The organism is Adlercreutzia sp., assembly GCF_056795635.1.
In genome coordinates, this window is record NZ_JBQIIT010000005.1 from 97,816 (window position 1) to 110,159 (window position 12,344).

At 68.8% G+C, this 12,344-nt stretch carries 10 protein-coding genes; all 10 read left to right on the forward strand.

Going from position 1 to position 12,344, the window contains the following annotated elements; translation table 11 throughout:
• Window positions 1-36 precede the first annotated feature (36 nt).
• Window positions 37-657, forward strand: coding sequence for a nucleotidyltransferase family protein (locus tag ACTOXK_RS04605; protein ID WP_482277879.1), 621 nt, complete (start codon window positions 37-39; stop codon window positions 655-657).
• Window positions 650-1,957: an aminotransferase class V-fold PLP-dependent enzyme gene (locus ACTOXK_RS04610; RefSeq protein ID WP_482277880.1), complete on the forward strand. Its 1,308-nt coding sequence runs from the start codon at window positions 650-652 to the stop codon at window positions 1,955-1,957. The genes ACTOXK_RS04605 and ACTOXK_RS04610 overlap by 8 nt, the downstream gene beginning before the upstream one ends.
• On the forward strand, window positions 1,954-2,385 hold the full coding sequence (locus tag ACTOXK_RS04615) for an iron-sulfur cluster assembly scaffold protein (RefSeq protein ID WP_482277881.1): 432 nt from the start codon (window positions 1,954-1,956) through the stop codon (window positions 2,383-2,385). Before ACTOXK_RS04610 ends, ACTOXK_RS04615 begins: the two co-directional genes overlap by 4 nt.
• Before the next feature lie 49 nt (window positions 2,386-2,434).
• Window positions 2,435-5,038, forward strand: coding sequence for a helix-turn-helix transcriptional regulator (locus ACTOXK_RS04620; protein WP_482277882.1), 2,604 nt, complete (start codon window positions 2,435-2,437; stop codon window positions 5,036-5,038).
• A 278-nt stretch (window positions 5,039-5,316) separates the two neighbouring features.
• Window positions 5,317-6,036, forward strand: a complete 720-nt coding sequence (locus ACTOXK_RS04625; protein WP_482277883.1) for a (2Fe-2S)-binding protein — start codon at window positions 5,317-5,319, stop codon at window positions 6,034-6,036.
• Window positions 6,036-8,333 carry a xanthine dehydrogenase family protein molybdopterin-binding subunit gene (locus ACTOXK_RS04630; RefSeq protein WP_482279409.1) on the forward strand — a complete coding sequence of 766 codons (2,298 nt, stop codon included), beginning with the start codon at window positions 6,036-6,038 and terminating at the stop codon, window positions 8,331-8,333. Before ACTOXK_RS04625 ends, ACTOXK_RS04630 begins: the two co-directional genes overlap by 1 nt.
• A gap of 18 nt (window positions 8,334-8,351) precedes the next feature.
• A complete protein-coding gene (locus ACTOXK_RS04635; RefSeq protein WP_482278256.1) occupies window positions 8,352-9,293 on the forward strand; it encodes an FAD binding domain-containing protein in 942 nt (313 codons plus the stop codon).
• Window positions 9,294-9,317: 24 nt separating this feature from the next.
• On the forward strand, window positions 9,318-10,373 hold the full coding sequence (locus ACTOXK_RS04640) for a hypothetical protein (RefSeq protein ID WP_482278255.1): 1,056 nt from the start codon (window positions 9,318-9,320) through the stop codon (window positions 10,371-10,373).
• Window positions 10,374-10,424: 51 nt separating this feature from the next.
• Window positions 10,425-10,925 (forward strand): hypothetical protein, encoded by a 501-nt coding sequence (locus tag ACTOXK_RS04645; RefSeq protein ID WP_482278254.1) that lies wholly within the window; start codon window positions 10,425-10,427, stop codon window positions 10,923-10,925.
• 87 nt (window positions 10,926-11,012) lie between these two features.
• On the forward strand, window positions 11,013-12,329 hold the full coding sequence (locus tag ACTOXK_RS04650) for an XdhC family protein (RefSeq protein ID WP_482278253.1): 1,317 nt from the start codon (window positions 11,013-11,015) through the stop codon (window positions 12,327-12,329).
• The last annotated feature ends 15 nt before the right edge of the window (window positions 12,330-12,344 follow it).

Genomic DNA, 12,344 nt, shown 5'->3' on the forward strand with positions numbered 1-12,344 from the left:
GATAGACTCCTCTCGTGAAGAGAGGAGGTGCGGGCTATGGAAGTGTTCTCGAAGACGTGCGTCGCCGTGCTGGCCGCCGGGGCCTCCCGGCGCTTCGGCGCACCGAAGCTGCTCGCCCCCTTCGCCGGCTCGACCCTGCTCGATCGGGCCGTTGCCGCGGCGACGGGATCGGCGGCCGATTGCGCCGCCGTGGTGGCAGGGGCCTATCATCGGGAGATGACCGAGCACTTGGAGGCGTGCTGCACGCCGTGCCGCATCCTGCGCAACCGCCAGTGGGAGGCCGGTCAGGCCGCCTCCGTGCACGCGGCGGTGCGCTTCGCCCGGGCCCAGGGTGCGAGCGCGTTGCTGGTTATGGTGGCCGACCAGCCCCGGGTGACCGCGGCGCACCTGAACGCGCTTCTGTGGGAGTACGATCAGGGAAGTGCCCAGGCCTACCTGTCCGCCACCGACCACGGCCACGGCAATCCCTGCATTTTCGATGAGTCGCTCTTCGACGACCTGCTCGCCCTGCAAGGCGACGAGGGGGCCCGGGCGCTCTTCCGCACGCGCCGCGACGTGACGGCGCGCCATGTACACTTCGACGATCCCCACCTGTTCGAGGATGTGGACATATCGGCTGACCTGCGCCGTCTCGAGGAGGCGATGGCTCGTGGCTAGCCCGCATCTCACCGCATTCGCCTCACCCGCTCTGGCCGCTCCCGCCGCACCGCCGCTCGACCGCGGTGCCTATCCCATCCTGGAGCGGCGCATGGGGCCTGCGGGGGAACGCCCGCTCGTCTACCTGGACAGCGCGGCTACCGCCCTTGTGTCCAGCGCCGTCACCGATGCCTATGCCGATTTCCTGCACACGAGCTGCGCGAACATCCATCGCGGTGCCCATGCGCTGGCCGAGGAGGCCACCGACGCCTACGAGTGCGCCCGCGAGCACGTGGCCCGCTTCTTCGGGGTGGGCGACGCGGCACGGGTCGTGCTCACCCATGGGGCGACCGAGTCCTTGAACTTGGCGGCCCGGGGCTGGGCAGAGGGGCATCTGCGGCGCGGGAACGTGATCGCCGTGGCCGAGGACGGCCACCACTCGAACCTCGTCCCGTGGCTCGCGGCGGCCGAGCGCGCCGGCGCGGAGGTGGCCTGGATTCCCCTTGACGCCGACGGCGTGCTCGACTACGGCGTGTGGAGCAGCATCGCCGAGCTTCGCCCCCGGCTCGTGGCGCTTTCCAGCCAATCGAACGTACTGGGCTTCCGCCAGCCCGTCCTCGATCGCATCATGGGCGATGCGAGGGCGGCAGGCGCGGCGGTGGTGCTCGACGGGGCCCAGAGCGCCGCCTGCGACCCCGTGGCCTTCGACCGGTGCGATGCGGACTTCTACGCCTGTTCGGCCCACAAGATGGGAGGCCCCACCGGCGTGGGCGCCCTGCTGTGCTCGCCGCGCGTCTTTGACGAGATGGAGCCGATGCTTCTCGGCGGCGGCATGGCGGCGGCGGTGGGGCGCGACGGGTGGCGCCCGCTTGCGGGCACGGCGGCGCTCGAGGCCGGCACGCCGCCCATCGCGGCGGCGGTGGCGTGGAGCGCGGCCCTTGACGAGCTTGAGACGGCCGGCACCGCGCGCATTGCCGCCCACATCGGGTGCCTGGCCCAGCGGGCGCGGCGCGGCCTGGCGGCCCTGCCCGGTGTCTCGCTGCTCGGAGGCGGCGCGCCCGAGTCCTTCCGTGCGCTCGTGAGCTTCACTGTAGAGGGCATGCATCCCCACGACGTGGGCCAATCCCTGGATGCGGCCGGAATAATGGTGCGCGCGGGCCACCATTGCGCCAAGCCCGTGCACACGGCCCTCGGCGTGCGAGCGAGCGTGCGGGCGAGCTTCGCCGGCTACTCCACCGAGGCCGAGGTGGATGCGCTTGTGGAAGCGCTCGCGCGGGCCATCGACGGGGAGAGGGCCAACGAAAAGGGAGGCCGGTCATGACCGTGACTGTCGACGACCCCTCCATCGCCCGCCGCAGCCGGCAGGCATCCCATCGCGGCTTCGAGGGGCTGCTCCTTTCGGGGGCCGCATCGGAGAAGGCGGGGGAGGTGCGCGAGGCGAGCGCACGGGGCGACAACCCGTTCTGCGGTGACGAGTTGGAGGTGCGCGTGCGCCTGAGACGCGACGGCGCCGGCGACTGGGTCGTCGAGAGGGCCGCCTTCGACGGCTATGCCTGCACGCTGTGCCTGGCCGCCGCCGACGCGCTCATGGAGGCTGCCGAGGGCATGTTGGCGGCAGACGCTTGCGCGCTCACGGGCGAGGAGGCCTGCGCCCTGCTCGGCGGCCTGGAAGTGGGGCGCACCCGCAAGGGCTGCGTCGAGTTGCCGGCCACGGTGCTTTCCCGGGCGCTGTTGACGGTGGTAGAATAGCGGGAGAGCCGAGGACTGGGGAGCAGGCATGCGAGGAGGGGTGACGGGGATGAGCGTGGGATGCACGATACTGCCGACGAAGATCCGCCGTCCGCAGGTGGCTGCCGATGCCCTCGTGCGACCGCGGACGGCGCGCGTTTTGGAAGGTGCCTGCGCGCGGCCTCTGACCTGCGTGGTAGCGCCCGCCGGCTTCGGGAAGACCACGGCGGTGGCCCAATGGGCCGCCTCCTGCGACAAGGCGGTGGCCTGGTGCTCGCTGGACGAGGACGATGCCGATCCCCTGCGTTTCTGGAGTATGGCCGTATCCGCGTTGGAGGAGGCCGATCCTGCGCTTGATATGCCCCTGAGCGTCCAGGATGTCAACTGGTCCGATGCGGGGGAGGCCCGCGATGCGCTTGCCCGCCTGATTCAGGCCGTGGCCGCCGACGGCGCCCATCGCGTGCTCGTGCTGGAGGACGTGCATGCGGTGCAGGACGCGCCGCTGCTCTCCGACGGCCTGGCCTATCTGCTGCGCAACCTTCCCGCGACCTTCCACCTGGTCATGACCTCCCGGGTTCCCGTGCGCCTTCCCCTGGCGAAGCTGCGCATGGCCGGCGGCCTCGGCGAGCTGTCCCAGGCCGATCTGCGCCTGACTCCGGGCGAGCAGCGTGTGCTGTTCGCCCGGGCCGGCGTGGCGCTTGACGACGATGACGCCGCGCGCTTGGACGCGGCTACCCAGGGCTGGGCGGCCGGCTGCCGTCTGGTGGAACTGTGCTGCGCCGACGGGTCGGGCACCGAGGTGGCGTCCGCGCTCGCCCGGGCCGGCGACGATGTGAGCGCGTATTTGTTCGAGGAAGTGCTCGGCGGCCTGGAGGCGCCCCTGCTCGACTTCATGGTGAAGACGAGCGTTGTGGACTCGTTCTCCGTGGATTTGGCGGCGGCGGTGACGGGCCTCGAGCCCTTTCAAGTACGCGAGTGCGCCGACCGGCTCATCTCCCAAGGGCTGTTCGTCCAGCGCATCACCGGGGCTGACGAGGGGGATTGGTACCGCTACCACAAGATGCTCCTAGATGCGCTCCGCGCGAACTTGAGGCGCATGCCCGATGGGGACGCCCGCGCCTGCGCCGTGGCCGCCCGCCAGTGGTATCTGGATCGCGGCTTCGACGACACGGCGGTGGGGCTGTCGTTCTGGATGCGCGACTGGGACGGCATCGCCGACATCATCGTCGCGCGGTGGAAGGCGCTTTACATGAACGACGAGCAGGGCACGGTGCTGCGCTGGGCGCTGCTCCTTCCTCACGACTTTCTGCGCGAGCGGCCTTTCCTGTGCGCCGTGGCCGCCATGCCGGCGGCGCTGGCGGGCGATGCGGTCCTCTCCAACGAGCTCATCCACCAGGCTCTTTTGTCGCTGAAGGAGGGCGAGGACTTCCTGTTCGCCTTCTGCATGGTGCAGAAAGCCTTCGTGGCGTCGTTCGATCGTCGCAGCGATGAGAGCGGCCGCTTCGCTGAGAAGGCCCTGTGCTTCTTGCCCGCCGAGGAGCGCTACCTACGGGGTATGATGACCCAGGTGCTCGCCTCGTCCCGGTGGACGGAGGATCCGGTGGGGGCGGTCGAGGGGTTTCGCGAGGCGGTAAGGCTCCAACAGGACATCGGCAATGCCAACCTCACGTGCTCCGCGCTTTCCAATGCCGCCATCTTCTCGGCGCTCATCGGGCACCTCACCGACGCCGAGATGCTGGCCGAGCGCGCTCTTTCCCTGTACAGCGAGCGGGAGCGTCCACGCAAGCCCATGCTCGCCCTGGCCTACGCCGCCTTGGCCGTGACGGCTTACGAGCGGGGGGATATCGAGGGATTCGCCTGCGAGCGGGAGCGCTATCGGGCGCAGACGGCTTCCGAGGCGGTAGCTGCGAACACCGCGGAGCTCAACGGCATCGCGGCGAAGGTGGCCTATGCTGCCGGTGCCGCAACGGCCCGAGACGAGTTTCTCGCCGCCTGGCGCGCCGATGCGGAATCGGTCTGCGGCATCATGCCAACTCTTCCCATGGTGCGCGACTGGTGCGCCGCCTTCCGCCCCCAGATTCGCGAGCGGGTGGGCGCGGGCCTTCGCACCGGACGTGCGGGCCTTTTCGATCTGGCTTGCTCCTTTTGCATGGGCGATGAGGATGCTTGGGAGCGCGGGGCGGTGCTCGTCGATGCGGTTCAGACCCAGGACTTTGCTCTGAAGGTGAGGGCGTGCTGCCTTGTGGCCCTCGTGGCCGCCCGTGCCGGCCGCCACGCCGCCGCCCGCCGTCTCGTGCGCGAGGCCTACGCCCTGTCGCGGGAGAGCGGCCTTGTCCAGGCCTTTGCCGAGTACGCTTCCGAGATGCGGGCGGTGGCCGACCTGCTGCGCGCGCCCGAGGCGGCCGGGGAGGAGGGTGCGGCTGATGACGCCGCTATCATGTGCGTCGTCGATGAGGCTGTGCGCCCGCGCCGGACCTGCGCAGACCTGCTCACCGAGCGCGAGTTGGAGTGCTTGCGCATCGTGGCCGGGGGAGCCTCGGTGGCCGAAGCCGCCGAGGCGCTCGTGGTGTCCCGCGAGACGGTGAAGAAGCACCTCGGCAACGTGTACGCCAAGCTCGGCGTGCACTCGAAGATGCAGGCTGTGGCTCTGCTGCGGGAAGAGGGTTCGCTGTAGGGGATCCGTCCCTCCGGCGGCCGGCTGGGGCGAGGGGGCGCCGCGCTCGGACAGTCCTCGCTTGGTGGAACAGCCCACTGGGCTGTTCCAGTCGCTGCGGAATCTGCGCGCGGACCCCCTCGCCCCAGCCGGCCGCCTACCTTCCTTTCGCCCCTTTTCTTCGCCTTCCTTTCCCAAAATACCCCTCGGGGCTACCCCTTTGGTGTAATGCGCCTACCCTTTCTCCTTCTTATGCTGAGAACGTCAATAACGACGACGAGAAGAGAAGGAGGAGGAGTATGACGATGAGCAACGTGTCCCGTCGCGACTTCTTCAAGGCCGGCGGTTTGGCGGGCATTGCCGCCGGGGTCGCCGGGCTCGGTATCGGCAGCGTGCTCGGCGTGCCTGAGGAAGCGGTGGCACAGACCGTGACCGTCACGGACTTCGTGTACACCTGCCCGGTCTGCGGGAGCAAGACCACCGACTACGACAGCCTGGTCAAGCACTTCGAGGAGGCCCATCCCGATGCCTCCTGCGGCATTCCCCAGTGCGCCACCCTCACCATCAACGGCAACGAGCTGAAGGTGCAGGTGGAGCCCCAGTGGACCCTGCGCGAGACCCTGCTTCGAGCCACCGATCTGCACGGCGGCACCAAGGAGATGTGCGATCGCGGCGGCTGCGGCAGCTGCACCGTGCTCATCGATGGGGTGCCGGCGCTGGCCTGCACGACGCTCGCCGTCCAGTGCGAGGGCAAGGTCATCGAGACCTCCGAGGGCATCGCTGCCGACGAGCGCTACCGCCCCTTGGTAGAAGCCTACGCCAAGGCCGATGCGGCCCAGTGCGGCTACTGCACGCCCGGCCAGTTCACCGTGGCCAAGTACATCATCGAGAAGTACGGCGAGCCCACCGAGGAGCAGATCCGCGAGGAGCTGGCCGGCAACATCTGCCGTTGCGGCACCTACAGTCGCCACGTGCAGGCCATCACCGAGGCTGCCGCCGCCATGAAGGGAGGCAACTAATGGGAGAGAAGTGCGAGTCCATCCTGTCGGGCGTCAACGACGATCGCACCGACTTCAAGTACGTCGGCACGTGGGACCATCCTGGTCGCCAGTCCTGGGATATGATCTCGGGCGTGGCGGTGTACCCCACCGATCTGTGGGAGGAGGGTACGCTCACGGCCATGGCCCTGCATTCCCCCTACGGCCATGCGAAGATCACCGGGCTCGACACCTCCGAGGCCGAGAAGATCGAGGGCGTGAAGCTCGTGCTCACCTACGAGGACGAGGAGATCGCCTCCATGCCCAAGTACCGCCCCAGCTACTACGAGTTCGGCGCGAGCCCGCTTCTGGGCGATGAGGCCGAGTTCGAGGGCGACGAGGTGGGCGTGGTCGTGGTGGCCGTGAACGAGGAGACCTGCAAGCGCGCCCTGGACGCCGTGAAGGTCGACTGGGAGGCGCTGCCCTTCATCCTGGACGCCCGCGAGGCCGCCAAGCCCGGCGCCCCCATCCTGCGCCCCGAGATGAACCCCGACTCCAACATGACCGGCAACACCTTCGGCGCACCGGTGGAGTGGGAGAACGGCAACGTGGAGGAGGGCCTGGCGGCTGCCGATCATGTGGCCATGATCGAGTACGGCCGCCCCATGTGGAGCCAGTTCCGTTCCATGCCGCCGGCCTACTTTAGCTACTGGGCCAACGACCCGTGGGGCAACCCCGACGGCGAGAAGATGTGCTACGTCACCAACCACGCGCACTTCCCGAGCAACGGCCCCATCGTGTCGGCCTACATGGGCTTCGGCTCCCATGCCGACAAGTTTCGCGCGCTCACGCCGTACATGGCCTCCCGCTACTGCGACTTCGTGGAGAAGCGCGGTGCGCAGCTGGCGCCCCTGCTCTCCAAGCGCCTCGGTGGGGTGCCCGTGCGTTTCGTGAATACCCGGCGCCAGTCCTTCGACGCCGCCGTGCCCCAGACCTACATCACCGGCCGCATCGGCTTCAACGACGACGGCACGCTCGTGGCCGTGCAGCAGCGCAACGTGCACCAGTCCGGCGCCCGCGGCGGCTACGGCGACAAGACCCACGGACACTTGGTGCTGCCGCCCAACGCGCAGGCCTTCAAGTCCACCGTATGCCCGAACATCTACTCGGATATGGCCTACTACGTCACCAACGGCGCCTGCACCACGGCCGATCCGGGCAAGGACATGTGGGAGCCGGTGAACCTGGCCTTCGCGCATATTGCCAATGCCCTGAACATGCCCATCACCGACGTCATCATGAAGAACGTGAAGGTGACCGATCCCTCGCTTTCCGCCTGCATGGACGCGGGCAAGAAGGCCTTCGACTGGGACGGGAAATGGCACGCCCCCGGCGCGAAGACGCTGGAGGACGGCCGTCTGCACGGTGTGGCGGCCCGCGCCTGCTGGTCGATGACCTGGGGCATGATCTCCTATAACATCAATCTGCGCATGGGCGTGGACGGTAAGATCTACATGCCGTACGCCGAGGCCCTCATCGGCACCTACTGGCCCGACGCGGCCCAGCTCGTCATCGCCGAGGAGATGGGCATGAAGCCCGAGGACGTTATCGTCTACTACGCCCCGAACTACAACAACTGGCAGCAGGGCGACGCGGCTGATCGTGGTAGCTCGGTCACCTGGGCGGCCAAGGAGGCGGCGGTGCAGCTGAAGGCCCAGATCCTCGCCACGGGTGCGTCGCTGTTCGGCGTGACTCCCGACGAGGTGGACCTCGTGGACTCGATGATCACCCTGAAGGCCGACCCTGCCCAGCAGATGCCCATCGTGGGCATCGGCCAGCTGGCCGTGGGGTATTGCGGCAAGCCCGAGACCCCCTTCCAGAACGATGTCGTGCGCACTATGAACGTGGACTTCTGCGAGGTGGCGGTCGATCCGGAGACGGGGCTGGTGGAAGTGCTCGACTATGTGGCCGCCCACGACTTCGGCAAGGTCATCCGCCCGGCGTCGGCCCTGGGCCAGCTGGAGATGGCGCTCACCCAGGCCGAGGGCCGCGCGCTGCGCGAGGAGCTCATCTGGGACGAGAACACCGGCGTGCTTCTGAACGGGAACATGTACGACTACAAGGTGCCCACGGCCCTTGATCAGCCCAAGATCGACTCGGTGCCGGTGGAGAGTCGCATGGGCGGCGGCGCCTACGGCTCCACGGGCGTGGCCCATGCCCATACCAACGCGGGGCTCGTGGGGCTCGCCATCCAGAATGCCACGGGCGGCGACTTTATCACCATGCAGCCCTTCACCCCCGACAAGGTGCTGGCGGTGCTGGCCGCCCAGCAGGCGTAAGGCGAAGGAGGATACGACATGAAGCATTTCAAGCATATGCAGGCCTCCTCGGCCGATGAGGCGGCGAACGAGGCGAAGAACGGGACGGCTTGGGTCATGGCCGGAGGTACCGACCTTCTGGGAACCCTGAAGGACGAGATCTTCCCCGAGTACCCCGAGTGCGTCATCGACCTGAAGACCATCCCCGACATGGACGGCATCGCCGAGGAGGGAGATGCGCTGCGCATCGGCGCTCTGGCCAAGCTGGCCGATGTGGCCGAGAGCGACCTGGTGAAGACCCATGCCGCGGCCCTTGCCCAGGCGGCTGGGCGCGTGGCATCGCCCACCATACGGCACATGGGCACGCTCGGCGGGAACATCTGCCAGATGCACCGCTGCTGGTACTTCCGCGTGCCCGACGATCGCTTCCACTGCAAGCGCAAGGGCGGGGCGACCTGTCCGGCCCGCATCGGCGACAACCGCTACCACTCCATCTTCGGCGACGATAACGGCTGCTTCGCCTCCTCGTCTCACGACACGGCGCCGGCGCTTGTGGCCCTGGGGGCCACGGTGGTCACCACCAAGCGCGAGGTGCCGGCCGAGGAGTTCTTCGGTGCCCACGGGCATCGCTCCAACGTGTTGGAGGATGGGGAAGTGGTGAAGGAGTTCCGCGTGCCCAAGGCCGCCAAGAGCGCCTTCCAGAAGTTCGCCCTGCGCAAGTCCATCGATTTTCCCGTGGCGAACTGTGCCGTGGCCCAAACCGCCGACGGAGCCACCCGCGTGGTGCTCGGCGGCGTTCACCCGGCGCCCTGGCGTTCGAGGGAGGCCGAGGAGGCTGTGGCCGGCGGCGTGACGGCTGACGCGGCCGAGGCGGCCGGCGAGGCGGCGGTGTCGGTGGCCAGGCCCCTGGGCAAGAACGCCTACAAGGTGGACATCGCCCGTACGCTCGTCAAGCGCACGCTGATGGACATCGCGGGCTAGGATGCGGAAGGGAAGCTGACGACGATGGGGCAGGCGAAGACAGCAACATGGGGCGAGGCGCTGGTCGAGCTGCGCCAGTGGGCGCAGGAGCGTGACGGCGTGAGCGTGACTCCGCAGATGCTCTCGGTGGCCGCCCCGTTGCGCGGGGAGTTCTACGAGCGCGTGGGGGCCATCCAGCATCAGATCGTCGATGCGGTGCTGACCGACGGCGAGCGGGTCTCGATGGGGCTGCTTGCCGACGCACTGGCAGCGGTGTGCGAGGATTTGTCCCGTGCTGCCGGCTTGGCGAAGGTCGCGCTACCCGGTCGGTTGGAGGCCTTCGCAGCCAACCCCGCGAAGGCCTTGGCTGTGCCGCTGCAGTCGGTGGTTATCGATGCCCTTTCGGGGCGCGTGGCCCTGTCCGAGGCTGACGGCCAGGCGCGCCGGTGTGTGCGCGCCACGGCTGACGCGCTTGCGCGGGGTGCCTACGAGGCCTGGGTCTACCTGGGTGTCCTGGCGTCGCTTGGCCTCGTGCGCGTCTGGGCCGTGGGATGCGGGGACGGTCAGACGGCCTGCGTCGCACCGACCGACGTGCTCACCATGGGAGCCCAGGTGCCCTCCCGGGAGCGGCGTTTCCCCGAGGCGGTCGTCCGGTGCGTCGACGGGCGCGTCTTCGCCCTCAAGTGCGAGGCGGCTCGCGAGATCGACTACTACGATGCCCTGGCGCCCGTCGCACGCGATACGTCGGCCGGGGGAAACACGGCGGGTATGCTGGGTCATCGCGTGCTTTTGCTGTACCAGCTGGAATCGCCTGAGAAGGTGCAGGCCACGGTGGATCGCAAGCAGCGTCTGCAGCGGTTTGCCGACCTGGCCGTGGAGGTGCTGGCCCCAGCCGAGATGGAGAACCCCTCGTATCTGGGGGCCTTTATCGCACGGCTGCGCACGCTGCGCACTCGCCGGCCGCTTACGGTCGTCTCCTACGACGAGGCGGCCCGCTTCCCCCGGGCCATGGAGGCCGATGGGGAGGTGCCGCCGGTGGAGTGGTGCGCGGCGGGCCTGTGTCGTGAGGCGCTGGCGACCATCGCCGAGAAACTTCGATAAGGAACCTGTTCGTTGCGCGCCTTGAAGGCGCGGTGGATGAAGGAGCGAGATATGAGAAAGAACACATACAGGAAGGGGGCCGTCGGACTTGCGGTGTGCGCCGTGGCCCTGACGGGTCTGGTGGCAGGTTGCGCGCCCCAGGCTCAGGAGGCCGCCCCGAGCGATGGGCTTGCCTCCAACGACATGGTGGTGCGGGGCGAGTACACCCCCTACGATCCCTCCGTCGAGGCCGAGGTCACGGGCGGCGCGGGTATCGAGGGTTCCGAGGAGGAGCAGCTCCAGCAGGAGCGCATCGCCGGCGGTGCCGCCGGGGCCGTGGTGTCCCAGAACCTGGAGCCCCTGGAGGGCGTCACCGACTACTCCGAAGGCGAGTACGTGCCTGTCTATGGCATTGCCTGCGACATTCCCGAGGTGGTGCACGGCGAGGGCAACGGCGCGGCGTGCACGAGCTGCCATACCGCCGACGGCTCGGGTTCCGGCACGCAGGTGCCCCGAAGCCACGCGGACCAGAACCTGGCCGACGAGGAGTGCCTCACCTGCCACGAGATTTAGGCTCTGCTTGTCCCAATGGGGCGGCAGGCGCCCACTGGCTTCCTTGGGCGAACTGGTGGGTGTTGCTAGAGATTTGAGGAGGAGAAGATGCGCGAGATTCGAGATGACGTGCGCCGTTGGCTTGCGGCGGGCGAGAGCGTGGCCTTGGCCCAGGTGACCAAGACCTGGGGATCATCGCCCCGCACGCCCGGCGCCTGCATGGCCGTCACGGCCGACGGGCGCATTGCCGGATCGGTATCGGGCGGCTGCATCGAGGGCGCCATCGCCCAGGTGGCGCTCGATTGCCTGGACGGGCATCTCTCCTCCCTGGAGAAGTTCCACGCCTCCACGCGGCGGGCCCAGGAAGTGGGCCTGTCGTGCGGGGGCAACATCGAGGTGTTCGTGTCTGTACTGGACGGGGCGCTGTTCGCCTGCGAGGACGCTCTCATCGCTGCCGACGCCGACTATGTGCGTGTGACGGCGGTGGAGGAGGTTGCGATCAGCGCCGAGCCCGGGGCGGATGGCGCGAGCGTCGCACCTGCGGCCGCCTGTGTCCCCGCGCCCGATGCGGAACCTGCTCTCGGAGCTGTCCGCGACGCCGCTCCCTCCCCAGCATCGGCGGACAGCTCCGAGAGCGGCGCCCCCTTCGTGGGGCTCTCCTTCCTCGTAGCCGATCGCGCGGCCGCCGAAGCGGCGCTCTCATTTGCCGGCGGCGCGCAGGCGGCAGGACTTGCCCTGGCCGCTGTGCCCGAGCGCGCCGATCTGGCCCTCATCGTGCCGGCCGGCGCGGCTGATGATCGGGTCCTCGCGTCGGTGGCTGGCGCCGTGGCCGCCCGTCCCCGCACAACGAGCACGGGCCATATCGTTGGGAGCGGCCTGGACTGGTTCTTCGCCCGCGTGGCGTCCAAGCCGCAGCTCGTCTGCATCGGCGGCGTGCACATCGCCGTGCGCCTGTGCGAGATCGCGCATGTGCTGGGCTGGCGCACCGTGGTTATCGACCCGCGGGGCATCTTTGCTACTGATGAGCGCTTCCCGGCCGTGGACGAGCTCGTGCACGCCTGGCCCCAGGAGGCATTCCGCGATATTTCCCTCACGGCGAGCACGGCCGTGTGCGCCCTTACCCACGACCCGAAGATCGACGTGCCGGCGCTTATGGCCGCCTTCGATTCGCCGGCCTTCTACATCGGCTCGCTCGGGCGGTCCACCACCCAGTGGGCCCGCTGGCGGGCGCTCAAGGAGGAGGGCGCGACCGATGGGCAGATCGGCCGCATCTACGGTCCCATCGGGCTCGATCTGCGCGGTCGCGAGCCGGCGGAAATCGCCCTGTCCATCATGGCCGAGGTCACTGCTGTGCGCTACGGCAGCCCATACGGGCTTTCCACTATGCTAGAATCGGCCGCGAAGGTAGAGGCCGAGAGGGAGTAGCAGGCTGCCTCGCCC